The following is a 24,523-nucleotide window of genomic DNA, read 5'->3' as shown; positions in this document are numbered from 1 at the left end:
GAGATGAAAAAGATAATAGGATTAGTAGGAATTGCAGGAGTGATGCTTTTAAGTGCTTGTTCGAATTCAGATGAAGCATTAGTAATTAGTGGGAAGCCGTGGACGGAACAATTTATACTCCCACAAATTTTAGGCCAATATATTGAGGAAAAAACAGATATTGATGTGGAATATAAGGAAGGTCTAGGAGAAGTAGCAATTATGACTCCTGCTTTGGAAAAAGGTGATATTGATCTTTATGTTGAGTACACTGGCACAGGCTTAAAGGATGTTTTAAAAGAAGAATCTGAAGTAGGAGAAAGCTCAGATAGTGTATTAGAAAAAGTAAGGAAAGGCTATGAGGAAAAGTTTGAGGCTACTTGGTTAAGTCCACTTGGATTTGAAAATACGTATACACTAGCTTATACAAAGGATAATGAGTACAATGCAGAAACTTACTCAGAATTGGTAGAAGCTTCTAAAACTGGTGGTATGGTATTTGGGGCCCCTCATGCATTTTATGAAAGAAAAGGAGACGGCTTTGATGATTTAATAAATACATACCCATTTGTATTTTCTGAAACGCAAAGTCTAGATCCTAATGTTATGTATGAAGCATTGAAAAACGGAGACGTCGATGTTATACCTGCCTTTACGACTGATGGACGTATCGAACGATTTGACTTGCAAACGACAACGGATGATTTGGGATTTTTCCCTAAATATGATGCAGCTCCAGTCGTACGTATGGATGCTTTAGAAAAGTTTCCAGAGCTTGAGGATGTACTAAACGAGTTAGCGGGTAAAATATCCGAAGAGGATATGTTGAAGATGAATGCGAGAGTTGACATTGATGGAGATAAACCCGAAGATGTAGCCCACGACTTTTTAGTGGAAAAAGGATTAATAGAAAAATAAAAAACACCCGGTTCTAGTTTTCTAGAATCGGGTGAAGTTATTTAGATTAGCGTCTTAAAATTCAACCGTTTATCTAAAGCGATAATAATCGGGATACCGACAGCTAATACGGTGAACTCGCCAGCTGCAACGGTTAACCATGTATAGAAGAATGGGAAATCTAGCGCAAGCATTAGTTCAAATGCGATAATACACATGGTAAATGTAAAGAGCACTGTATTAATAACCATGCGTGCTATGTTTCCTTTTACATATTTAGTCGCCAAAATCGTTAGGGATAACGTAATGATGGAATGTGCTACTCCAAATGTTAGGTCATAAGCGGCCATTGGAGAGAACATATTTGTTATAAATACTCCTAATACAATACCAAAAAAGTATTTTTTATTAAATACGATTAAGTGATTGAACATCTCCGCAATACGAAACTGTACTGCACCAAATGCAAAAGGAGCCACTAGTAGAGATACCGCGACATAAAGAGCGGCAATAACACCAGTTACTGCTATAGTCTTTGTTTTCATTATTCATTTCTCCTTAGTTTTTTTCCGTGGGAGGTTCTCGAACCACGTTAGTTTTCACAAACAGTTATTCTATGCGAATAGCTATCAACTGTCAAGGGAATCTTTAATATATGAATCTTAGTGTCCTATGGTAGAATCATGCAAAGTATGAAAAGGAAGGTTTTATATGAGAAAGTTCACATTTTTAGTAAGTCTATGTATAGCCGTTTTGCTTAGTGGCTGTACATTCAATCAGCAACCAGATAAAACAATACAAGCATCACAAGTGCCAGTGGAACCTGGAGACAAAATGAAGGTTCATTTTATAAATGTAGGGCAAGGGGATTCAATATTAGTACAATCGCCAAACGGAAAAAATTTGTTAGTAGATGGGGGGACAAAAGATGCTGGAAAAGATGTAGTAAATTATCTACGAAAACACGGGGTTGAGAAGCTCGATTATGTTGTGGCAACCCATCCAGATGCCGATCATATCGGAGGCCTACATTCCGTGTTGAATTCTATATCTATAAAAAATTTCGTGGACTCTGGAAAAACACATACTTCTCAAACGTATGAGGAAATGTTACAGCTTATATTAGACAAAAATATACCATTCATCGTGCCAAAAACTGGCGATACAATTCCTCTAGATGAGGAGTTAGATATCTCTGTCATACATATGGGAGACAAATCAGCTGATAATAATGAAGCATCTATTGTATTAAAATTATCTTACGGAGAAACTTCCTTTTTATTGATGGGAGATGCAGATATCAGGGTAGAGAAAGACATACTAGAAGAGACGAATGTTAAAGCAACCGTTTTGAAAGCAGGACATCATGGTTCGGACACTAGTAGCTCGCAAGATTTTATAGAAGCAGTAAATCCAGAGGTTACCATTTTAAGTTATGGAAAAGATAATTCCTATGGTCATCCAAATGCAGAGGTGAAGTCAAAACTGGAGCGGATAAGTTCACAATTATATGCCACAGCAATAGTTGGTAATATAGTAGTGGAAACAGATGGAGTAGATTATAACGTAATAACAAATGGTAATGTTGGGCCAACTGAAATTGCTAATACGGAAGCCATAGGTATTAATATTTCTAGTAAAGACCTTAGAGGCGAAATAGTGGGAATTACCAACTCCGGTGCATCAGCTGTTAATTTAGAAGAATGGCAATTAGTTTCCATAGCTGGTAATCAAACATTTAAGTTTCCGAACATTAGCTTGCAAGCAGGGAAAACAATATACGTCACAAGTGGACCCAAAGTAAAAGAGGGCGCTGGCTATTTGAAATGGACTACTACGCAAATGTGGAGAAATGATGGGGATGCAGCTATATTATTGAATAACAAAGGAGAGATTGTGAGTGAATTCGAATAAATATACGCTCGATCGTTTTGAAGGAGATTATGCAGTCTTTTTAAAAACTCCAAATGAAACAGAGATCCTTCAAATTCTCTGTTCTGATATAAAAGTTAAACTAAAACAAGGGGACATAGTGAACATTTCATCAATAGAAGATAAGTATGAAATCGAACCTCTTGTGGAAGAAACAACTAATCAGAAGGAAAAGGTTCGTCGATTACTGGAACAGCTAAAAGAAAGAAGCTGACTGGAGTTTGACAATATTATAATTGCCTTGCTGTATTTTAAGATCAAAGAGTTGCTTCGGCAACTCTTTTTTTGTAGGTTATGTTAAAAGATAAAGGGTGATTTAAAATGTACCTAAATATGAGTTGGGATATGTTTCTCAAGCACATTTTATGTTGCTGTCTTTTTTACTAAAGCGCCAGTTAGTTGAATAACACTTACGACTAACTCCTAATATTTCTGTTCTGCTAAAGTCCCTGTTTTTCCAATAACTTCTTAAAAATCTTTATTATTAATATCAAAGCTATCCCTATTATTCCTCCTATAAGACCAGCTATAATTACAGTAACAATTTCGCCCCAATAAACCTCTTCGTTCTTCATAAACTTTTTGCAATTACCACGATTATTATTACAAACATAAATGAGAACCACGATTTAAATTGGCTTTTAGTCACTATTTCCCCCCTTAAGATGGCCTTGTTAAACTAAAGCTAAGGTACACTACTTCACAAACACGGTAAATTTTGCGAGTTATTCTCCACTTTTATGTCTATTATCTCCCATCAAATAGATGTTGGAACTTTCTCCTGGTTTTGCATTTGAATTAATTGGATTCTGATTATTGTTACTAATTTTATTATTTCTTCTGTCAACTAATAAAGCAAAGGTGATAATAACAAAAAGAATAATAAGAACTATTAACCAAATCATATTTATCTCTCCTTTATTTACAGTATATTCGAACTCTTGAAACCTACAATCTTTTTAAAGGATTTTCTTCTTCAACTAACCCGCTTCGTTAATTCAATAAGAAAAAAGCTTTACTCCTTTTTGAAGTAAAGCACCCGTTAGCCACCCATGTAGCGCAAAAACAGCGCTACACCACAGAGAATGAAAATATGAAAACCTGGGTATAGGATACTACGGCTGGGAGAGGAAGGTCGATGAACTATGGTGCCATAGAGCCCATCCGTTAGTCTGACTCCAACGACCACGGTGCATCACAGACTGTCGCTCCCTTACGGGAAGCACTCATGGGAGATTAATCCTACTCTGGTTATTGCACCAGCCTCCAATACTATTTGCCGTAGAAAGGATGATTTCAATGGAAGTAATCATTGAACGTGCTTGTGGGATGGATGTCCATAAGGATTCCATTACTGCTTGTATTATTACGCCAAAAGGAAAGGAGATTCAAACGTTTTCCACTAAAACTGTATTTCTATTACAGTTAATTGACTGGATTAAGGAGCATGGTTGTACTCACGTAGCAATGGAAAGTACAGGTGTATTTTGGAAGCCTATTGTTAACTTGCTAGAAGCCGAGAGCATTGAGTTTTTAGTAGTGAACGCCCAACATATGAAAGCAGTACCAGGTCGCAAGACCGATGTAAAGGATGCCGAATGGATTGCCAAACTTCTTCGTCACGGTCTACTTAAAGCAAGTTTTATTCCAGACCGAAATCAGCGGGAATTACGGGAGTTGGTTCGATACCGTCGAAGTATTATTGAAGAGCGAGCGAAACAACATAATCGGATTCAAAAGGTTTTAGAAGGAGCCAATATCAAACTCGGTTCCGTTGTCTCCGACATCATGGGTGTTTCGTCACTTGATATGCTCCGTGCTATCGCCGATGGCGAAAATGATCCTGAGAAACTAGCTAGCTTTGCTCGCCGATCAATGAAGAAGAAAAAGAGTGAACTGGAGCTAGCTCTTCGAGGGTATATCAATCCACATCAACGTCTCATGTTAAAAACCATTCTGGTCCATATAGAATTTCTAACTGAGCAGATTGAGCTATTAAACGAAGAGGTAGCTACTAGGTTATCCTCCCATCAAGATGATATAGAACGATTGGATTCCATTCCCGGCATCGCCACTCGAATGGCCGAACAAATTTTAGCCGAAGTTGGTACAGATGTGGAGAAGCAATTTCCCAGTTCGGCGCACTTATGTTCCTGGGCAGGATTAGTACCTGGACATAATGAAAGTGCGGGCAAGAGGAAATCAACTACCATGAAAAAAGGAAACAAGTACTTGAAATCGGCATTAATTGAAGCAGCTCATTCTGTTAGAGGATCCAAAACCTACTTGGGAGCCCTGTATAGGCGCACTGCATCAAGAAAGGGTAAAAAGCGTGCAGGAATATCAGTGGCTCATGCCATTTTAAGAATCAGCTATTATCTCCTAACTCGCAAAGAAATGTACGTAGACCTAGGGGAAGATTACTTTGACAAGCAAAAAGAACAATCGATTGTACGATATTCAGTTCGAAGACTTGAAAACTTAGGTTACAACGTGACAATCACTGAACCAAATGCCTCCTAGTCCAACCCACAATTTAATTCTCTTTTAGGCGCTGCACTTTTTTAAAAAATTATTGGGCTGCGTCAAATTTCGTATTGTCTTTTTCTATAAATCGAAGATTTTAATTTTCATGGGAGTACAGTAAGGATTTATTCTTTAAACATACTTTCAATATTATTAAGTTCTATTTTTTCTTCTTCTTTTCGATAATCGCTGTAATCATTTTCCTCAATTATCTATATTAGTCCTTTTTGAAAAAAAGACAATAACCGCATAGCTTCATGAAAAATCTTAGGTTTAATACTATTTAGTATTTCTCTTTTACTATCAAATTCATTTTTATCCCATTCATCTTTTTGTTGTAACTTAGGAAGTGCATCAATACCAGTAATATAGGTAAGCCCTAAATATCGTAGAAATGAGTATCCACTGCAATAATCATCGTATAATTGTTCTAATATCTCTACTATGTCGCCTTTTTCATCTTTTATATTTTCCAAAAGTGAAATAATCCGCTTCTGTTCAAATTCATTAAAAGGAATTTTCATCTCAATAAGTTTCTCTAATTCGTTTTTTATATGTTTCTTTCTATAATCCAAATCAAGTAAGTTGTAGTAAAAATCATTGCCATAAATACTTTCAATTTCTTGTGTTTTATAAAGCCATTCTTCAAATTCTGAAATACTAATTTGTTCTTTATAAATTTTATAAAACTGTTCTTGAATATTAGTCTTGCTATTCATTCTTTAACTTCAACTCCATTAATTTTCAATTGCCTCTTGTTCAACTAACCTGCCGCTTTAGTTCAATAAGAAAAAAGGCTTTACTCCTTCTTGAAGTAAAGCACCCGTTAGTGAAAAAAGTAATCTACGTTAGTAACATCGACAATTTTTAACAAAGCTCTTGTTAGCCGAATTAATCCTAAAGTCTAATTGCAATGGTATGAGCAAGTTCCTTATATCCTAAAGAATGGGCAATCGCCACCGACGAAGTATTAGACTTTAGTGTTTGATAATGCATCGTTGCACCAGTTTTTAATCCTTTACTTGTTAAAGCAGAAACTACTGCCTTTGCATGTCCATTACCTCGATAATTGGGGTGACTAATAATACCAACACTAATAATTCCTGAACTTTCTACTCTCCACGAACCAGCCGTTACAATCTTTTCATCACAAAATCGTGCAATAATAGGGCGTCTCTGAAAATCTATATCGCTGTGTTTCCATTCGGTCTCAGAGCAGGATAAACGAAGCTCTTGAAGTAAAGCTAGTTGATGTTCGGTTACAAGTTCAACGACTTCATGAGTTTTCTGTTCCATAAACGAACTAGCATCAACGTATCCTTGAAAAGCTGGTCCGATGATTTGATAGTTATCTGAATCAATTGCATCAGTAAGCAGTTCCACATCAAACGCTTCCTCTGGACGACATTCACTTAACGCTGTATTGATTCTTGAAACATACTTAGGAGGTGCTGATATGACACAAGTTGTTCCGTTATAAAAGCAGTAAATACCATGATATTCTTTCAAAGACTCAGAGTGTTGCTTAACGATTAAGTTTGGAGTAGTCATATCTGAAATCTTACACCCAAGTCGCTCTGCCCAATCTCTATTTACACTATGTCTGGTTTTTTCTTGAACCACTCTGTCACCTCTTCATTTTCTCCAATTTCAGAATAAAATAATTAAAAATTCACATAACTTACAACAATCTTTTATTCATCTAAACTGTATATAACTGCTTCGTTAGTTCAAGAAACCTTAATTACTTCAATGCCTATTTATTGTTTAAATTCTTCATCCAAATCGTATATCCCTTCTTTCACTAAACTGCTTCGTTAGTTCAATAAGAAAAAGCTACCATTTCAGGCAGCCACTTGATTAACTAACGCACAAGTTAGTATTATAAGAGTCTATTCTCATATCCATATTCAACTTGTTTTAACTAACCGAGATTAAGCGAAGAAAAAAGAATATATAAACAAAGTAATAATTCCTATTATACCTCCAACAATAAATGGAGTTCCTGAAACTGGCCTCTTTTTAATTAGCATGAAACAACCTGTCAAGATAATCATAGAGCAAACCATTAATCCGATTATCAATAATATAGGTCTCATTACCTTGTCCTCATTTCTTTATTTCTATTTTCATGTACTAACTTATACATACATTCAACACAAAAGTAAAAATAACCTTCTTATTAAACTAAACTGCTGCTTTAGTTTAATAAGAATAAAGTTTCTATACCCATTACTACTGAATGAATAAATAATATAGCCATAACAATCCATAAAGTATATTTAGAAAAATACTTAAGTCTATTATTTTCAAATGTCTTATTTAGCAAGTAAAAAAAGCCAATTACCCAAATACCATTTTGAAAAAAAGTAGAAATTATGATTTCTGACGTCGTAAAGAACCTTAAAATATAAAATGAGTCCAATGAAATCCCTCCCATATCTGATAATATATTACCACAATTAACCAATTTGTTTCTTAAACTAACCTGCCGCGTTAGTTTAAGTGAACGCTTTCACAATCTAACATTTATATTAACATAGGTATCAGAACGGGAAACCCATTCCTTCATTAAAATCAATCCGAGCCCTTAATATAGCCTTTTTGTACTTTAGGTGCCGGTATTGAAGAAGGGATTATCTATTATTTGTAGAATTAATTACTATTACTTTTTTCTGAAAGGAGCATGTGGATGAGACAAATAATTGCTCTTGGTGGTGGTGGCTTTTCGATGGAACCAGAAAATCCCTTGTTAGATTTGTATATATTGGAACAAGCAAAGAAAGTTAATCCGCAAATTTGCTTTTTCCCTACTGCAAGTGGTGATTCTGAAAGTTATATATCAAGGTATTATAATTTTTTTAACCAACAAGATTGTAAGCCATCCCATTTATCATTATTTGCACCTCCGACAAGGGATCTGGAGAGTTTTATTTTAGAGAAAGACATACTTTATGTTGGTGGAGGAAATACTAAAAACCTTTTAGCTTTGTGGAAAGAATGGAATTTAGACGACATTTTAAGAAAAGCGTGGAATCAAGGCGTTATTTTGGCAGGGTTAAGTGCAGGTTCCATTTGTTGGTTTGAAGAAGGGATTACTGACTCGTATGGAGATGGACTTGAACCAATAAAATGTTTGGGTTTTTTAAACGGGAGTAATTGTCCGCATTACGATGGAGAAATAGAAAGAAGAGCTGCATATCACAAACTTATGGAATCCCAAAAAATAAAATCAGGCATTGCGACAGATGATGGGGTTGCTATTCATTACAAGGAACAAGGAATTAGTAAAATAGTAAGCTCTCGGCCTAACGCTAAGGCGTATAGTGTTTCCTTCGAAACTAAGGTTATAGAGACAGAACTTCAAACAGAATTTTTAGGCTCTTATTGAAATACCGCCGTGCTTTACCAGAACAAGGCTGTAATGAATTGGCTAACAGACGGAGGAATTCAATTGAAAAAATGTATACTGCTAATTTTATTTAGCTTCACCTTAATCTTATCTGCTTGTTCTCAAGCTGAAGAGGACACACAGGAATATTTAGGGGTTATTGGTGAAGGAAAAGCTTTTGGTTATGAGTACACCGTAACAAAAGAACAAAACAATAAATTTTCTTGGAAGATTGGATACAAAGGAGATATATCTATTATTAAAGAGAGTGATGCGAATAAAAAGGATTTAATAAATTTTATGTATGCTGTAAATGATAGTAAATTAGTATTAGTAAAACTAATTACATCGTTATCCTACTTTTTAATCGTTATTATCACAACTGTTATCCTCTTTAAGAAAGATAGAAAAATACTTAAAGATAGCGGAATTATTATATCTATATTTGCTGGTTTTGCAATATATATTGCCTTCCAAGCATCATTTGATTTAATTAGTTTATTACAAGATACAAAGTACTATTACTTGACACTAACTAATTGAGCTATTGGTTGCTTTACTTCAAGAAGGAGTAAAGCCTTTTCTTGTTGAACTACCGGCGAAGTTTAGTTCAACAGGAATTTAATAGTCATTCTGTAGCAATTTGGTAGCTATTCTATTATGGAAAGAAGGAAGGAAATAATGGTACAATCACTGATTTTTGATATGGATGGAACTCTATTTCAAACAGATAAAATTTTAGAAATATCTCTAGATGATACATTTAATCATTTACGGTCATTAAATAAATGGGATACAGTAACCCCTATTGATAAATATCGTGAAATTATGGGCGTACCTTTACCAAAAGTATGGGAAGCTTTGTTACCCAATCACTCCAAGGTAGACAGAGAACAGACTGATGCCTACTTTCTGGAAATGTTAGTGAAAAACATAAGAAGTGGAAAAGGGGATTTATATCCTAATGTAAAAGAAGTTTTCAGTTATTTAAAAGAGAATAATTGTTCCATTTACATAGCGAGTAATGGGTTAACAGAGTACTTAAAAGCAATAGTAAATTATTATAATTTAAATAATTGGGTTACTGAAACTTTTAGTATTCAACAAATACAGTCGCTAGATAAAGGAGAATTAGTTAAAGCTATATTAAAGAAATATGATATAAAAAAAGCGGCAGTAATCGGAGACCGTCTTTCAGATATAAATGCGGCTAAGGATAATGGTTTAATTGCAATTGGATGTAATTTCGATTTTGCACAAGAAGATGAGCTCGAGTATGCTGATCTGGTAATAGATGACTTAATGGAACTAATAACAATAATACCTAAAATGTAAAAAACTAATTCAACTCCCGTGAAAATTAAAAAACACTTCACATCAAAGGCAGGATCATAACGACGTAACCTATGTGGGGGATATAGAAGATTTTAATACGGATTTTTTAAAGAACATTTTTCTTGAATAATGAATTTGGGGAGAGATTGTATAAAATGCTATTTTCACTCAAGTCTAAAGGAATTTTTTTATGCAAAAGAAAATAATAATATGGATTGCCATTCCGCTTTTATTGGTAGGGTCTGTATTAGTTAACTGGAATTATGTTTCCAAATCTATTGAATGGAAATTGAATTGGGGATTTACGGCACCTATAACAAGTAAGATAGAAACAGTATTTCATACAAGGAATGGGTTTCCAAATGAGGGGGAAACCTTTCATGTCCTTAAATATAGGTCTATTGAAAAGAAGTTAAAGGAGAAAGATGGTTGGATTCCTATTAATGAAGAATCTTTTGATACTGTTTCAAGACACCTTAAAACATTTCAAAAAGATGTAGTCAGTATCAATAAGGATATGCAGAACCTGAATGTGTTATTTCAAGAGAATCCCGTGACTTACAATAATAATGATAAATACTTTTATAAATTAGAGGAAGATAATAGCTATATCCTTGTAATTTCAAATGTGAAAGAACAAAAACTATTTGTAATGGAATGGATTCAATAGTTGCATATAAAAACCTTGTTCAATTCTGTTGGATAAATTGACTAATTTCATAAAGCTGATTGAAAATAAATAAATGATGAGGGATTCAGATGGAGCAGGAGTTACTAAAGGTATTTGATGATAAGCATAACCCAATAGGAGTGAAGTCCCGAGAGGAAATCCATCGACTCGGTTTATGGCATGAAACATTTCAATGTTGGTTCATTGGTAACCATGAAGGAAAACAATATGTTTACTTACAATTACGTAGTAACTTAAAGAAGGATTATCCAGGATTATTGGATATTACTGCCGCAGGTCATTTGTTGGAAAGTGAAACTGTCTTTGATGGAATACGCGAGGTAAAAGAGGAACTTGGAATCGATGTCATTTTTGAGGAATTGTATTCACTGGGTGTGCTGAAGTATTCAGTTACAACGGCTGATTTAATAGATAATGAGCTAGCACATGTATTTATATATGATTGTTCACTGGAATGGGACCAATTTACGTTACAGGCAGAGGAAGTATCTGGGATTGTGCGAGCCGAGATTTCTCAATTTGTAAGCTTATGGAAGGGTGAATTAGAGGAACTAGAAATCATTGGTTTCAGAGTAGAAGACGATGGAACAACAAGCCCGATTCATGAAATAGTTGGAAAGACAAATTTTGTTCCACATGCGCAATCGTACTATGAAGAAATATGCAGAGGAATAATATTTGTTACATCAAAAAACCAACTTTCTAGTTGAAAGTTGGTTGTATATTTTATTCTAAGATTTTAACATTTACATTTTTACGTCCCCATTTATAGGCTTCGCTTTTGGAGGAAAAAAACACGTCAATTTTATTTCCTTTGATCGCACTTCCTATATCACCAGCTACTGCATATCCATAACCTTCCACATAAACCTTAGTTCCTAATGGAATTACTTTTGGATCAACTGCGATAACTTTTACATCGGGATTACGTTTGAGGTTAATACCTGTGCTAGTAACACCGGAGCAACCGTTACAGTTTGCTGTGAATGCACTTGCAGAAACAACAATTTCTTTCACTACATTATCGTCTGTGGATCTAGACGGATTTTTCTTTTTCTTTGCTGCAGTTGCCGTTTTTGCCGAAATTTTTAATTTTTGATTGAGCTTAATCGTATCGGATTTTAAATTGTTCCAAGATTTTAAAGTGGATACAGACACTTTGTGTGTTTTAGCAATTTTAAACAAAGTATCTCCTTTTTGAACTGTATAAGTTGAAGATGCGGCTAGGCTTATGCTTGACCCGCTAACCAATAGTGCAATTGTGATGATGAGTGTCCCAAGAATTCTTCTCAAATACTCTACCCCTTGCTATTTAGTCTAAGCATATCTTACCAATACATTATTACGAGAATATTACGATAATTTGGCATTATCATGACAAATATAAATAATATTACAGATATATATCACTAGATTATAGTCTATTAAATAGACTGGTGATTTATACCAATAAGATAGAAGATAGCCCATAAACTTCGCAATATAGCCCTTAAAACGGTATCAAGAGCCCATAAAAACAAAAAACAGTCTATAAACTCACAAACATAGGCCATAAACTCACTTCACAACGAAAAGGCCTCACTAGTTTTTACTAGCGAAGCCTTTATTCCATCCATTATAGTTACACTGGAATCTCTCCATCAAACACACTCACTGCAGGTCCTGTCATGAATACTCCCTCATCGGTGTAACGGATAACTAAATCCCCACCTAAAAGTTTTACAGTAATATTGGAATCTTTATCACAGTATCCATTTAAGACTGCTGCTACAACTGCCGCGCAAGCTCCGGTTCCACACGCAAGTGTTTCTCCACTGCCACGTTCCCATACGCGCATATGGAGGGTGTTACGGTCCATAACTACGATGAATTCTGTATTTACACTCTCCGGAAAAAATGAATGATGCTCAAATTTTGGTCCAATAACTGGTAAGTCTACTAACATCGGGTCTTCCACGAATACAACACAATGAGGGTTCCCCATAGATACGGTTGTTATGTGGTAGGATATGTCCTCCACTTGCAAGGGGAAGTTTATTAATGGATTTTCTTCTTTCGATTGAACTGGTATAAGAGCTGGTTCTAAAATAGCTTTGCCCATATCCACTTTAGCAGTAGTCATTTTGCCATTTTCCATAAAAAGTTCTATCGTTTTAATCCCACTAAGTGTCTCAATCTTTAATACTTCTTTTGCAACGATATTATTGTCATACACATATTTGGCAACACAACGAATAGCATTTCCGCACATTTTACCTTCACTGCCATCTATATTGAACATGCGCATCTTAGCATCAGCTTCATCGGAAGGGCATATTAATACAATCCCATCTCCACCAATACCAAAATGGCGATCTGATATTTGCTGGCTTAGTGTACTAGGATCATCTATAGTTTGCTCAAAACAATTAATATAAATATAATCATTTCCGCAGCCATGCATTTTTGTAAAAGGTATCTTCATTTTCAATGTAACTCCTTTGTCACAATCTTCTTATTTATCCCATTATAGCATAGGGATAAGCAAGGGAATATGTTATGGAGTTTTGCTATTAAACGTGTCTCCACCCTGGATTGTGCCGTTTTCATACCCTTTGTAAAACCAACTCTTACGTTGTTCAGATGTACCATGTGTGAAACTTTCGGGAACGACATAGCCCATAGCTTGTTTTTGGAGTGTGTCATCACCAACTGCACTTGCAGCGGTCAGTGCCTCATCTAAATCCCCTTCTTCTAAGTAGCCCATACCTTGTGCATGCTTCGCCCATACTCCAGAGAAATAATCAGCTTGAAGCTCAAAGCGGACAAGGTATTTATTGAATTCTTCTTCACTTAGCTTCTGCTGTAGAGGCATTACTTGTTCGGTTGTCCCGAGTAAAGTTTGCACATGGTGGCCAACTTCATGGGCAATTACATAAGCCATGGCAAAATCTCCTGGGGCATTGAACTTCGTTTGTAGTTCCTGATAGAAACTTAAGTCGATATATAATTTCTGGTCACCAGGACAGTAAAAAGGTCCAACGGATGCTCCAGCTGCACCACATGCAGAATTGACACTATCCGTATATAACACTAAAGTCGGCTCCACGTATTCCATACCGTTTTCTTTAAATATTTCTGCCCATACCTTTTCCGTATCAGCTAGAACAACGGAAACGAATTCAGATAGCTCTTTTTCTTGTTCTGATTGCTCGTAGGGTACACTGCTCGACTGATCTGTTGTTCCAAGATTACCAATCAGATCATCTGGGTTTCCACCAAGTAACGTAATGATAATTACAATGATTAGTCCGATTCCTCCGCCTACTCCGGCAATGGCCTTACCGCCACCTTTTCCTCTGCGGTCTTCTACGTTGGAACTACCGGCTCTACCTTTCCATTTCATGTTGCCCACATCCTTCTCTATTGCAGATTATATGTATATTGTTTTTATACCCAAAAATTTTCATATTAGTCATTCATAAAGGATAGATTCCTTTATAATGAATTAAAAAGGGGGATTAATCATGCTGAAAAAACCAAAAATGCTAAAAGCGGGAGACAAGGTGGCGACTATTAGTTTATCGTGGGGTGGCGCTGGTGAACCTGATCTTCGTTGGAGGTATGAACAAGGAATAGATAGATTGCGTAATGTGTTTGGCTTGGAAGTGGTAGCGATGCCAAATAGTTTAAAGGGTGGAGACTATTTATATGAAAACCCACAAGCACGTGCAGAAGATTTAATGAATGCATTCAAGGATCCTACTATTAAAGGTATCTTTTCTAATATTGGGGGCAGCGAAAGCATTCGACTATTACCTTATATTGACTTTGATGTAATTCGAGATAATCCTAAAGTTTTTATCGGCTATTCGGACTCTACTGTCACGCATCTATTTTGTCACAAAGCAGGAATATCCTCCTTTTACGGACCAGCTATATTGACGGATTTCGCGGAAAATGTAGAGATGCATGAATATACGGTAGAAGCATTGAAGAAGGCATTGTTTACAGCAAGTGCAATAGGGGAGGTAAAACCTGCAACTGAGTGGACAAGTGAAAGATTGGAATGGATTATCGAAAATAAAGATAAAAAACGGAAAATGAATACAAATAAAGGCTATGAATTATTACAAGGTTCTGGGTTAGCACAAGGTAGATTAATCGGAGGTTGTATCGAAGTATTAGAATTTGCTAAAGGTACATCACTTTGGCCAGCAAAAGAATATTGGAAAGACAGTATATTATTTTTTGAAACGTCTGAGGAGTTACCAACACCTGGTAATATAGAATATTGGCTACGTAATTATGGCACTCAGGGAATCCTTCAGCAAGCAAAGGGGATAATTTTTGGTAAGCCTCAAAATCAGAAGTACTATGAGGAATATAAGGAGTCCATTCGAGTAATCATGAAAGAACTTTCTTTAGAAAATTTACCAGTTTTATATAATTTAAACTTCGGTCACACAGAACCTAAATTTGTACTACCATATGGCGCAATGGCAGAGATTAATTGTGAAAATAGGACGTTTTCCATTTTAGATAGTGGAGTGGAGTAATTGATGTCATCTTATATTATTGTCGGAGGAGGAATTCTAGGAGCATCGACCGCTTATCATCTTGCCAAGCGAGATGTGAAAGTCACCCTTATCGATCGTCACGATAAAGGGCAGGCATCGGCAGCCGCTGCTGGGATAATTTGCCCTTGGATTTCTCAACGAAGAAATAAAAAGTGGTACGCATTAGTAAAAAATGGAGCAAGCTACTATAAACAACTTGTAGAAGAATTAGAATCTCTCGGTGAATACTCCACAGGTTATAAGCGGGTAGGTGCTATTGCACTTCAAAATGATCCGAAAAAACTACAGAAAATGCTAGAACGTGCACTAGAGAAAAGAGTAGATGCTCCTGAAATAGGTGAGTTGAAAATATTATCACTAGAAGAAACGAAAGTACGATTTCCTCTAATTTCAGAAGATTTTACTTCCTTGTACGTGGAAGGAGCTGCACGAGTGGATGGCGGAGCAATGCGTGATGCATTAATAAGTGCAGCTAAAAAGCTTGGAGCAGTAGTGATTAACGGCGATGCTACATTTTCGGATGGTGTTTTACTAGTGAATGGTCACTCAATGGAGGCAGATGCAATCGTGTTAACTGCAGGTGCATGGGGCAATGAGTTACCACAGGAGCTTGGTGTTGATATGAAAGTTAGTTTTCAAAAAGCCCAAATCATGCATTTCCAAGTGAATGAGTTGGAAACTGGAGAGTGGCCAGTGGTATTACCCCCAACGAATCAGTATTTATTAACATTTGATAATGGTAAGGTTGTGGCTGGATCTACGTATGAAGAAAATACCGGTTATGATACTAGCGTGACGGAGGCTGGTAAGAAAGAGCTTTTAGAAAATGCTGTTAGTATCGCTAGTTCATTAAGAAGTGCGGAGATTTCAGAAGTTCGAGTAGGATTTAGACCATACACGCCAGAATTTCTTCCGGTAATTGGAAAATTGCCTGGTTATGAGTCCATTTACTTCTCCAATGGGTTAGGGGCATCTGGTTTAACCGCAGGGCCGTTTGTTGGCTCTGAGTTAGCTAGATTAATCTTAGGAGAAAAGACTGTTTTAGATCTAACTGATTATGCACCAATGTAAAGATTAATATGGGGGTTGGGGATTGTGAATTATTCACAAACAGAAGAAGTAAATGATATGACCGTGGTAGAGGCTTTAGAAAAGAATTTAGCTATTATCCGATTTGATTTAGACCGTCGTGTTGCGTATGTAAATGAAAATTTTGCAAAAGAGATTAGCTACTCCGTTAGCGAACTAATGGGAAAACAGCATAAAGAGCTATGTTTTCCCGCATTTACCAAAAGTCCGGAATACGAAAAATTTTGGAAAGATTTGATGGATGGAAATATGCTTCAGGATAAAGTAGAGCGTAAAAGTAAACTGGGTAAGAGTGTAATGCTAGAAGCTACTTATATGCCAATAATCGGATCTACTGGAAAGGTGTTAGGGGTAACTAAAGTTGCAACGAATGTAACAAAACGTCATGAAATATTGTTAAGCGTGACAGAAGAACTGAAAGAAATGTCCATGGAATTGAGTACGCGTGCAGAAGTTGGCACTAATAGAAGTGAGGAACTGCTGCAGCGAATAGATGAAATTGCAACTGGCTCCAAAGAAAATACTGCTTCTTTGCAGAGCCTCCAAGGACAAGCAGATTCGATTCGAGGAATTGTACAAACCATTCGAGAGATAGCTGCTCAAACGAATTTACTTGCATTAAACGCTGCAATAGAAGCAGCGAGGGCAGGAGAGCACGGACGTGGGTTTAATGTAGTGGCCCAGGAAGTGCGTAAATTAGCTGGCAGAGTGGAGAATTCTATCGTCGAAGTACGTGAAAATATTGAAGGAATTGCGAAGCAAGTGGAAAAAGTAACGACTAGTAATAGTAATTCGCAGACAAGTATCGAAAAAAGTCAGAAAGAAATACGTTCTGCTTTGGAAGAGTTCAAGGATATTTCATCAGCAGCGATCAAATTAGAAAGCCAAGCAGCAGAATTTGTGAAGCTGATTTAAAGTTGTAAAATGTATATTCTTACCTCAATCATGCTAAAATAGGTGAGGTATAGGAGGTGCAACAGATGAGTAAATATCTTATAAGCTATATTGAGATTGAACGACAAATAGATTTTTATTATCAAATGAAGCAGATTGAAAAGAAGTTCGAACTTCAGTTAACAGTAGATGGGTTCATATCTGATCGTCATCAGTTTATGTTACAACATGTATACGATGTATCTCATAAACCATTCTCGTTTGGAGGCGGCCTATTATACCTTCATACAAACCAAGGCGTTTTTCCTTTCCAAATTCAAGAAAATCCATCAACATTTATACAAGGTTTTAAGTCATTGAAAACTGAACACTCCTGAACATCTACGATTTCATAAAACGTGGGTGTTTTTTTGATATCCCGACTGAATTTTATGAATCATTGAACATTTTGAAGGGTAATTGAAAATGGGGATAAGCATGCTATAATGAGAAATATTCAAATAATAAGAACTCGTATAATAGCAGGGATATGGCCTGCAAGTTTCTACCAGCTTACCGTAAACAAGCTGACTATGGGTGGCGATGAAGTACTTAGTTTATGGCATTTTTGTCATAGTCTATTTTATTTCTATTCGACTTTTTTAGCTCGAATGACATTGCTCCACTCCATAATTGAGTGGTTGCAATATCATTCGGGCTTTTTGTTTGTCCAAATTAAAAATAGAGAGGGAATGTTTGATTATGAAATTATTACAAGAGGAAATTATTAAAAATGGTAAAGTATTATCAGAAAATGTATTAAAGGTGGATACTTTTTTAAATCATCAAATAGATCCTGTGCTAATGCAAGCAATAGGAAATGAATTTGCTGCACGTTATAAAGATGCTGGAATTACTAAAATACTAACGATTGAATCTTCTGGTATTGCTCCTTCTATGTTTGCTGGACTTACACTAGGTGTGCCTGTAGTATTCGCGAGAAAACGTAAATCACTTACTCTATCAGACAACTTATTTACTTCTAAGGTGCACTCATTTACTAAAGGGGAAACAAATGATATTTCTGTTTCAAAAGATTTTATAAGCAAGGAAGACACGGTATTGATCATTGATGACTTCTTAGCGAATGGACAAGCGGCATTAGGGCTTTTAGAAATTTTAGATCAAGCAGAAGCAAATACTGCAGGTGTTGGAATAGTAATAGAAAAAGGCTTTCAGCCAGGAGGAAAGCTAATTCGTGACAAAGGTATCCGAGTAGATTCACTAGCTAATATTAAATCATTGGCAAATGGTAAAGTTGAGTTTTTTGAGGAGGAAACTGTAAGATGAATAGCGCCTTAAAAAATACTGCGCTCGGAATTCAGCATGTCCTTGCAATGTACGCAGGAGCGGTAATTGTACCCTTAATAGTTGGAGGAGCAATAGGTCTTACAACAGAACAGCTTACATATTTAGTAGCAATTGATATATTAATGTGTGGTGTGGCAACCATCTTACAGGTTATGAGTAATCGCTTTTTTGGAATCGGACTTCCTGTAGTCTTAGGATGTACGTTTACAGCAGTTGGACCAATGATTGCAATAGGTGGGGATTATGGGGTTTCCGCTATTTATGGAGCAATTATTGTTTCTGGGGTAGTCGTTATATTAATAAGTGGCTTTTTTGGGAAGCTTGTGAAGTTTTTCCCACCAGTTGTAACAGGCTCTGTAGTAACGATTATTGGGATTACGTTAATACCCGTTGCTATTAATAATATGGGCGGTGGTCAAGGAGCAGCTGATTTTGGTTCCTTGCCGAATATTCTATTAGCCTTTGGAACTCTACTATTTATCGTATTGTTATACCGATTCTCTACAGGCTTTATAAAAGCTATCTCTATATTAATAGGAATTGTAGGCGGAACGATTGCAGCGGCATTTATGGGAAAAGTAGACTTTTCTCCAGTGCGAGATTCAGATTTTTTCCATATGATTCAACCTTTTTACTTTGGTACACCTACTTTTGAAATCTCTCCTATTATTACAATGACGTTAGTAGCCATCGTATCGTTAGTTGAATCGACAGGTGTGTACTTTGCTTTAGGGGATATGCTTGGTAAAAAGATAGAAAAAGAGGATTTAACTAAAGGTTATCGTGCGGAAGGGATCGCTGTAGTATTAGGTGGTATTTTCAACTCATTCCCTTATACTACGTTTTCTCAAAACGTTGGGCTAATGCAAATATCTGGGGTGAAAACGAAAACGGTTATTTATATAACTGGGGTAATGCTAATTGTACTTGGTTTCATCCCCAAGATTGCTGCTCTAACAACAATCATTCCCGCGTCTGTGTTAGGTGGAGCGATGATTGCTATGTTCGGGATGATTGTGGCACAAGGGATTAAAATGTTAAGTAAAGTCGTATCTGATACAGAAGACAATTCAATGATTATTGCATGTTCTATTGGTATAGGACTTGGAGTAACAGTCGTTCCTGAATTATTTGCGGAATTACCAACGAGCATGAAAATCTTGACGAGCAATGGGATTGTGGCAGGGAGTATAACTGCAATTGTTTTAAATATTGTGTTTAACATGATTCCAAGAAAGAAAATTTCATAACTTTTGAGAGACTGCGAGGGAGATGATCCTTCGTAGTTTTTATTTTCTTGGAAATAGTCTACTTCCTAGTTATTTTCTCCATACTAAGGGAGGAGGTGATAAAAATGACAATTGTACGTCTCGGGTATGTTGCGATGAGCATGGAACTAAAAAATGCTTCCCCATCTAAAACAATGACGTTTACCCAATTTCAAAAGTATAGGGATCGGGAAGCAGCAATCTACAAACTAGAACAAATTGCCCTAGCTAATTTAGAAAATACACTTAGAATTCTTAAGCATAATCGTTTTAGTGAAATTCATTTTTATCGCTTATCTTCTCGACTCATTCCTTTAGCCAACCATGAAGAACTTCCTGATTGGAATTATATGATACCTTCGGTAAAAGATAAGCTACAAGTGATAGGCGAGTTTACAAAAAAACACAATATGAGAATTGATTTTCATGCAGACCATTTTGTAATCTTGAATTCCTCTAAACCAGAAGTGTTTAATAATTCATTAAAGACTTTAGAAATGCATTATTCGATATTAAAGGAAATGCAAATAGATCCTACTCATCGCTGTGTGCTTCATATTGGTGGTAATTATAAGGATACAGAAAAATCACTGGAGCGTTTTGTTGAAACTTGGAATGACGTTCCGAACCCCATTCAGAAGATGATTATTCTGGAGAATGATGATACTTCTTTTACATTCGACGACACTCTTTATTTGTGCGAAAAGTTAGGAGTTCCACTTGTATTTGATTTTCACCACCATCTTGTGCATCATCGTAATAATAATTGGGAAGATAATTGGAATCGCGTAGTTGCAACATGGGATGACTCGCCCCTCCCCATCAAAATGCATATCTCAAGTCCTAAAAGTGAGACGGCATTCCGTCATCATTCCGATTATGTGGATGTGGATATGTTTTTCCGTTTTTTAAATGTCATCAAAGGAACAGTTCCTCAAATTGATTGTATGATTGAGGCGAAAAAGAAGGATGAAGCCTTATTTTACTTAATGGATGTGATTGGTAAGAGAGAAGATGTTGAGATTATTGATGGATCTTCTTTTTATTTAAAGTAATAGCCAAGCATAGAAAGACACCAATAATGGGTTTTTTTCATACTATACTGTGGGGTGAAAAAAATGCCAAGAATAGCTTACCGAAGTAAAGACGTGGATTTAATGGCAAGGATGATGAGAGCAGAAGCCGAAGCAGAAGGACAGCAAGGAATGTTATATGTTGGAAATGTAATTGTTAATCGTGCTATAGCAGATTGTTTAGACTTTAGAGATGTAAGAACAATCGAAGATGTCATTTTTCAGATACAAGGAGGAAATTATTCTTTTGAAGCTGTTCAAAAGGGTAATTTGTTTTATGAAAGAGCAAGATCTGTTGAAAAAAAATTAGCAAAACAGACTTTGGATTATTGGAGAGACCATCCAGCAAAATTTGCTCTATGGTATTTTAATCCCTATGGTCCATGTCCGCCAACATGGTACGATCAACCTTTTACAGGTCAATTTAAACAACATTGTTTTTATGAACCAGCAGCTGGGACATGTGAAAGTGTTTATAGGGGATAGAAACAAGAACCTTACTACATTGTGGGATGTGGTAAGGCTTTTTTATGGGCTATTTGCGAAACATTAAGGGCTATATTGGTCTTTGAGCCATTACTGAAACATAAGGGCTATATGAGAAAATTTAAGGACTATATTAGCTGTTCAATGGGCTTTTTCAGAAATAGTTAATCGTGGTTTAGCTCTTTTAAAATAACTATTTCGAAAAGCGAAGTAATGTGGTAGTATAGTCTAATCTAAACTATGAGTTGTGGGGATATAGAATGAGAATAAGAGATTGGGATCGTAGTTTACAGGTCCGTTTGTTTGGGGAGTTTTTTAGTAATTTAAGCTTTTGGATGGTATTTCCCTTTTTAGCTATTTATTTTGCTGATGAATTTGGCACGAGTATGGCAGGCGTTTTACTAGTTGCATCGCAAGTTTTTTCAGTAGGGGCTAATTTGGTAGGGGGCTATTGTGCGGATAGATTTGGTCGCCGGACAATGCTGTTTTTCTCAGCAATAGCAGAAGGGGTGGCATTCATATTATTTGCGTTTGCGAACTCCCCCTGGTTAGATTCACCGATGCTAAGCTTTGTAGCCTTTACGATTGCGGGGATGGCAGGGTCGTTATATCATCCTGCAAGTCAAGCAATTGTCGCGGATGTTGTGCCGGAAAAAGACCGAAGCACTGTATTTTCGGTGTTCTATACGTCTATAAATATTTCGGTAGTAATTGGTCCAATAGTTGGGGCGGTATTATTCTTTAATCACCGTTTTATACTTTTATTAGTTTCGGGAATTATTTTCTGTATCGTTGGTTTGGCAATTAGATTTTTAACGGAAGAAACTTTGCCCGACGATATGAAGGCTAAGATGGCGAGCGGATCGAATAATTGGACTCAGGTGATTGTCACTCAGGTTAAAACTTACGGATTAATCGTAAAGGATAAGGTTTTCTTCTTATTCGTTATAGCAGGTATTTTACTAGGACAAACCTATATGCAATTGGATATGCTGATACCAGTTTATATGAAAGAGGTTATCGACAAGCAAGTGCTTGGTACTCTTTTTAATAGGGAATGGTCTGTAACAGGAGAAGGCTCGTTTGGTATTCTTCTTTCCGAAAACGGATTATTAGTAGTACTGTTTACGGTAATTGTTACAAGGTGGATGACAAAATATCCGGAGAAGTGGGTGTTTTTTCTATCTTCATTTTTATACGCAGTGGCAATGATTATATTCCCGATGACAGCGAACTTCTGGGTTTTCTTAATAGCGATGGCAATCTTTACTTTAGGAGAATTAGCAACAGTTGGATTACAGGAAAGCTTTGTGTCCAAATTAGCTCCTGACGATATGAGGGGACAATATTTTGCGGCGGCAAGTCTCCGCTATACTATTGGTAGAACAATTGCACCCTTAGTATTTCCGCTAGTAGCTTGGATTGGGTTTACGTGGACATTCGCGATACTTGCAGCTTTAGCTTTACTGAGTGGATTCATCTATTTGCTGATGTTCAAAGAATACAACAAACGAAAAAAAGAAATAGCTGGATAAATTGGACAAGGGGCGCTCTCATAATGAGAACACCCCTTGATTTTGTATAGGTATAACATAACTTTTGAATTTTAAAATTTTCATCCCGAAAAGCTCGGGGAATAATTTCCATGAAAGAAACCTTTCAATGCCGCGGTAAATTGTTCCACTGGTTGCCTTCTAACCTAAGCAACGTAAACCCTACCTTCTTTTACGTCCTTGCGACCCTATAGCCGCTCCAGTGTGAATAAGTATTATCAAAAACACATATAGCAGAATGCCAATATCGAAAAACTATGTCGTACCAAATGTTAACTAAGGTATTATCTCACACATGAAAATAATTGTCAAACATGATTAAAACTAAGATGCTTGAATGATATACTATTTGTAACGAATAAGGTGTAAAGAGGGTGTAGAAATGGAACGTTGGGATATTATGAATGAGTTCAGAGAGAGTACGGGAAAGATATGGATAAGAGGAAATGAGATGATGGAGGGTGACTTTCATCAAGTAGTTCATGTATGGATCATGAATGAAAAAGGTCAATTTCTTATTCAACAGCGTCAGCCGTGGAAAAAAGGGTGGCCAAGTATGTGGGATTGTGCAGCAGCAGGGGCTGTTCTTGTAGGAGAAACTAGTGAAATGGGTGCTATTCGTGAAACGAAAGAAGAATTAGGCATTGAGTTGCAAATGGAACACGCAGAGCAGATATTCACTGTAAAGTTTTCTCGTGGTTTTGATGACCATTGGCTAGTCAAACAAGAAATAGAGGCGGATCTATTAAATTTACAATACGAAGAGGTAGCGGATGCTAAATGGGCATCAATCGATGAAATATATGGACTGGTTAAAAGTGGAGATTTTATCCCCTATCATCTTTTAGAAGCGCTTTTTGAAATAAGTAAGTCCACTATTTCTCTAAGAAAAGCTAGTTTATCAGACGCTTCTGAACTATTTACAATACAAAAAAAAGTGTTTCAACCTATCTATGAAAAATACCAAGACCATGATACTAGTCCTGTTTTCCAGACGTTTGAAAGGTTTAATGAACGGTTACAGACAGGGGACTATTTTAAAATCTTAAAAGATGAATTGTTGGTAGGGAGTGTTCATGTATATCCGAAGTCGCAAGGGGTGATGAGATTACACATGATTAATATTCTCGAGGAATTTCAAGGGAAAGGTATAGCCCAAGAAGTCATGAGCCGTATTGAGGGCATGTATCCACATGCGATAAAGTGGGAGCTAGATACAATTAAGCAAGAACAAAGAAATTGTTACCTATATGAGAAAATGGGCTATGTGAAGACTGGTGATGAATGGAAGGTAAATGAGCAGATGACCCTCATTCACTATATGAAAACGAATGGTTTAAACCAGTTAATATCATTTTAATAAGTGTATTAAGTTATATATACCGGTAAAAAGGGATGCTAGTTAATTGTGGTGGATATCACAATTAACTAGCATCCCTAAAAATTTACTCAGTAACTATATAGCAAAACGTCTCTTCAAAGTCCTTCGAAGAGGTTTTA

Annotated in this window: 27 protein-coding genes, 1 pseudogene and 2 riboswitches; of the genes and pseudogenes, 20 read left to right on the top strand and 8 right to left on the bottom strand. The window is 36.3% G+C overall.

The genetic code is table 11. The annotated features are described in order from the left end of the window. Positions 1 to 3: 3 nt before the first annotated feature. Positions 4 to 897 (top strand): glycine betaine ABC transporter substrate-binding protein, encoded by an 894-nt coding sequence (locus tag MHI47_RS15695; RefSeq protein ID WP_340763420.1) that lies wholly within the window; start codon positions 4 to 6, stop codon positions 895 to 897. A 41-nt stretch (positions 898 to 938) separates the two neighbouring features. On the opposite strand, the gene MHI47_RS15690 is transcribed toward MHI47_RS15695, so the two are convergent. After that, positions 939 to 1,421, bottom strand: a complete 483-nt coding sequence (locus MHI47_RS15690; RefSeq protein WP_090568286.1) for a QueT transporter family protein — start codon at positions 1,419 to 1,421, stop codon at positions 939 to 941. A 7-nt stretch (positions 1,422 to 1,428) separates the two neighbouring features. After that, positions 1,429 to 1,473, bottom strand: a riboswitch (PreQ1 riboswitch). A 114-nt stretch (positions 1,474 to 1,587) separates the two neighbouring features. Here MHI47_RS15690 and MHI47_RS15685 point away from each other — a divergent pair. Together MHI47_RS15685 and MHI47_RS15680 are read left to right on the top strand one after the other, a co-directional pair. Beyond that, complete coding sequence (locus MHI47_RS15685; RefSeq protein ID WP_340831429.1) at positions 1,588 to 2,790, top strand: MBL fold metallo-hydrolase; 1,203 nt, start codon at positions 1,588 to 1,590, stop codon at positions 2,788 to 2,790. Then, positions 2,777 to 3,022 carry a DUF3006 domain-containing protein gene (locus MHI47_RS15680; protein ID WP_093538112.1) on the top strand — a complete coding sequence of 82 codons (246 nt, stop codon included), beginning with the start codon at positions 2,777 to 2,779 and terminating at the stop codon, positions 3,020 to 3,022. Before MHI47_RS15685 ends, MHI47_RS15680 begins: the two co-directional genes overlap by 14 nt. Positions 3,023 to 3,533: 511 nt before the next feature. On the opposite strand, the gene MHI47_RS15675 is transcribed toward MHI47_RS15680, so the two are convergent. Beyond that, on the bottom strand, positions 3,534 to 3,713 hold the full coding sequence (locus MHI47_RS15675; protein ID WP_340763414.1) for a hypothetical protein: 180 nt from the start codon (positions 3,711 to 3,713) through the stop codon (positions 3,534 to 3,536). A gap of 394 nt (positions 3,714 to 4,107) precedes the next feature. Between MHI47_RS15675 and MHI47_RS15670 the strand changes: the two genes are divergently transcribed. Next, positions 4,108 to 5,331, top strand: a complete 1,224-nt coding sequence (locus MHI47_RS15670; RefSeq protein ID WP_340830698.1) for an IS110 family transposase — start codon at positions 4,108 to 4,110, stop codon at positions 5,329 to 5,331. 215 nt (positions 5,332 to 5,546) lie between these two features. Here MHI47_RS15670 and MHI47_RS15665 read toward each other — a convergent pair whose 3' ends face one another. The 3 genes from MHI47_RS15665 to MHI47_RS15655 all read right to left on the bottom strand — a co-directional run bounded on the left by MHI47_RS15665 (position 5,547) and on the right by MHI47_RS15655 (position 7,759). Continuing rightward, positions 5,547 to 6,053, bottom strand: coding sequence for a hypothetical protein (locus MHI47_RS15665; RefSeq protein ID WP_340831428.1), 507 nt, complete (start codon positions 6,051 to 6,053; stop codon positions 5,547 to 5,549). A gap of 178 nt (positions 6,054 to 6,231) precedes the next feature. Then, positions 6,232 to 6,957 (bottom strand): GNAT family N-acetyltransferase, encoded by a 726-nt coding sequence (locus tag MHI47_RS15660; protein ID WP_340831427.1) that lies wholly within the window; start codon positions 6,955 to 6,957, stop codon positions 6,232 to 6,234. Positions 6,958 to 7,534: 577 nt separating this feature from the next. After that, complete coding sequence (locus tag MHI47_RS15655; RefSeq protein WP_340768304.1) at positions 7,535 to 7,759, bottom strand: hypothetical protein; 225 nt, start codon at positions 7,757 to 7,759, stop codon at positions 7,535 to 7,537. A 267-nt stretch (positions 7,760 to 8,026) separates the two neighbouring features. On the opposite strand from MHI47_RS15655, the gene MHI47_RS15650 reads away from it, so the two are divergent. From MHI47_RS15650 to MHI47_RS15630, 5 genes are all read left to right on the top strand, one after another. Further along, the gene (locus tag MHI47_RS15650) at positions 8,027 to 8,725 is read left to right on the top strand and encodes a Type 1 glutamine amidotransferase-like domain-containing protein (RefSeq protein WP_340831426.1); all 699 of its coding nucleotides are present in this window, start codon (positions 8,027 to 8,029) and stop codon (positions 8,723 to 8,725) included. Positions 8,726 to 8,788: 63 nt separating this feature from the next. Then, the gene (locus tag MHI47_RS15645; protein WP_340831425.1) at positions 8,789 to 9,268 is read left to right on the top strand and encodes a hypothetical protein; all 480 of its coding nucleotides are present in this window, start codon (positions 8,789 to 8,791) and stop codon (positions 9,266 to 9,268) included. 138 nt (positions 9,269 to 9,406) lie between these two features. Further along, a complete protein-coding gene (locus tag MHI47_RS15640) occupies positions 9,407 to 10,060 on the top strand; it encodes an HAD family hydrolase (protein WP_093538118.1) in 654 nt (217 codons plus the stop codon). A 190-nt stretch (positions 10,061 to 10,250) separates the two neighbouring features. Further along, positions 10,251 to 10,730: a hypothetical protein gene (locus MHI47_RS15635; protein ID WP_340831423.1), complete on the top strand. Its 480-nt coding sequence runs from the start codon at positions 10,251 to 10,253 to the stop codon at positions 10,728 to 10,730. A gap of 89 nt (positions 10,731 to 10,819) precedes the next feature. Then, positions 10,820 to 11,461, top strand: a complete 642-nt coding sequence (locus MHI47_RS15630; RefSeq protein WP_340831422.1) for an NUDIX hydrolase — start codon at positions 10,820 to 10,822, stop codon at positions 11,459 to 11,461. Between the two features lie 16 nt (positions 11,462 to 11,477). On the opposite strand, the gene MHI47_RS15625 is transcribed toward MHI47_RS15630, so the two are convergent. From MHI47_RS15625 to ypfJ, 3 genes are all read right to left on the bottom strand, one after another. Further along, entirely contained in the window at positions 11,478 to 12,044 is a 567-nt protein-coding gene (locus MHI47_RS15625) for a 3D domain-containing protein (protein ID WP_340831421.1), read from the bottom strand. 328 nt (positions 12,045 to 12,372) lie between these two features. Continuing rightward, positions 12,373 to 13,215 (bottom strand): diaminopimelate epimerase, encoded by an 843-nt coding sequence (dapF, locus tag MHI47_RS15620; protein WP_340831420.1) that lies wholly within the window; start codon positions 13,213 to 13,215, stop codon positions 12,373 to 12,375. A gap of 72 nt (positions 13,216 to 13,287) precedes the next feature. Then, positions 13,288 to 14,136 carry a KPN_02809 family neutral zinc metallopeptidase gene (ypfJ, locus tag MHI47_RS15615; protein WP_340831419.1) on the bottom strand — a complete coding sequence of 283 codons (849 nt, stop codon included), beginning with the start codon at positions 14,134 to 14,136 and terminating at the stop codon, positions 13,288 to 13,290. A 121-nt stretch (positions 14,137 to 14,257) separates the two neighbouring features. Here ypfJ and MHI47_RS15610 point away from each other — a divergent pair, with 121 nt between their 5' ends. The 11 genes and pseudogenes from MHI47_RS15610 to MHI47_RS15565 all read left to right on the top strand — a co-directional run bounded on the left by MHI47_RS15610 (position 14,258) and on the right by MHI47_RS15565 (position 24,383). Continuing rightward, on the top strand, positions 14,258 to 15,289 hold the full coding sequence (locus MHI47_RS15610) for a S66 family peptidase (protein ID WP_340831418.1): 1,032 nt from the start codon (positions 14,258 to 14,260) through the stop codon (positions 15,287 to 15,289). A gap of 3 nt (positions 15,290 to 15,292) precedes the next feature. Next, positions 15,293 to 16,381: an NAD(P)/FAD-dependent oxidoreductase gene (locus tag MHI47_RS15605; RefSeq protein ID WP_340831417.1), complete on the top strand. Its 1,089-nt coding sequence runs from the start codon at positions 15,293 to 15,295 to the stop codon at positions 16,379 to 16,381. Positions 16,382 to 16,438: 57 nt separating this feature from the next. Then, a pseudogene (locus MHI47_RS20220) lies at positions 16,439 to 16,777 on the top strand (PAS domain S-box protein); the annotation flags it as partial. A 45-nt stretch (positions 16,778 to 16,822) separates the two neighbouring features. Continuing rightward, positions 16,823 to 17,314 (top strand): methyl-accepting chemotaxis protein, encoded by a 492-nt coding sequence (locus tag MHI47_RS20215; protein WP_411747672.1) that lies wholly within the window; start codon positions 16,823 to 16,825, stop codon positions 17,312 to 17,314. A 65-nt stretch (positions 17,315 to 17,379) separates the two neighbouring features. Then, complete coding sequence (locus MHI47_RS15595; RefSeq protein ID WP_093538125.1) at positions 17,380 to 17,670, top strand: hypothetical protein; 291 nt, start codon at positions 17,380 to 17,382, stop codon at positions 17,668 to 17,670. Positions 17,671 to 17,784: 114 nt separating this feature from the next. After that, positions 17,785 to 17,886: riboswitch (purine riboswitch) on the top strand. Positions 17,887 to 18,034: 148 nt separating this feature from the next. After that, positions 18,035 to 18,622 carry a xanthine phosphoribosyltransferase gene (locus MHI47_RS15590; RefSeq protein ID WP_093538126.1) on the top strand — a complete coding sequence of 196 codons (588 nt, stop codon included), beginning with the start codon at positions 18,035 to 18,037 and terminating at the stop codon, positions 18,620 to 18,622. Next, on the top strand, positions 18,619 to 19,893 hold the full coding sequence (locus MHI47_RS15585) for a nucleobase:cation symporter-2 family protein (protein WP_340831415.1): 1,275 nt from the start codon (positions 18,619 to 18,621) through the stop codon (positions 19,891 to 19,893). The genes MHI47_RS15590 and MHI47_RS15585 overlap by 4 nt, the downstream gene beginning before the upstream one ends. 104 nt (positions 19,894 to 19,997) lie before the next feature. Further along, complete coding sequence (uvsE, locus tag MHI47_RS15580; RefSeq protein ID WP_340831414.1) at positions 19,998 to 20,966, top strand: UV DNA damage repair endonuclease UvsE; 969 nt, start codon at positions 19,998 to 20,000, stop codon at positions 20,964 to 20,966. Between the two features lie 63 nt (positions 20,967 to 21,029). Further along, complete coding sequence (locus MHI47_RS15575; RefSeq protein ID WP_340763379.1) at positions 21,030 to 21,470, top strand: cell wall hydrolase; 441 nt, start codon at positions 21,030 to 21,032, stop codon at positions 21,468 to 21,470. A 260-nt stretch (positions 21,471 to 21,730) separates the two neighbouring features. Continuing rightward, on the top strand, positions 21,731 to 23,005 hold the full coding sequence (locus tag MHI47_RS15570; protein ID WP_093538130.1) for an MDR family MFS transporter: 1,275 nt from the start codon (positions 21,731 to 21,733) through the stop codon (positions 23,003 to 23,005). Positions 23,006 to 23,405: 400 nt separating this feature from the next. Then, positions 23,406 to 24,383 (top strand): GNAT family N-acetyltransferase, encoded by a 978-nt coding sequence (locus tag MHI47_RS15565; protein ID WP_340831413.1) that lies wholly within the window; start codon positions 23,406 to 23,408, stop codon positions 24,381 to 24,383. Positions 24,384 to 24,523 lie beyond the last annotated feature (140 nt).

Origin of the sequence: Psychrobacillus sp. FSL H8-0487 (assembly GCF_038008385.1) — a bacterium.
Classification (GTDB): Bacteria; Bacillota; Bacilli; order Bacillales_A; family Planococcaceae; genus Psychrobacillus; species Psychrobacillus psychrotolerans.
This window is presented reverse-complemented; position numbering and strand designations above follow the sequence as displayed.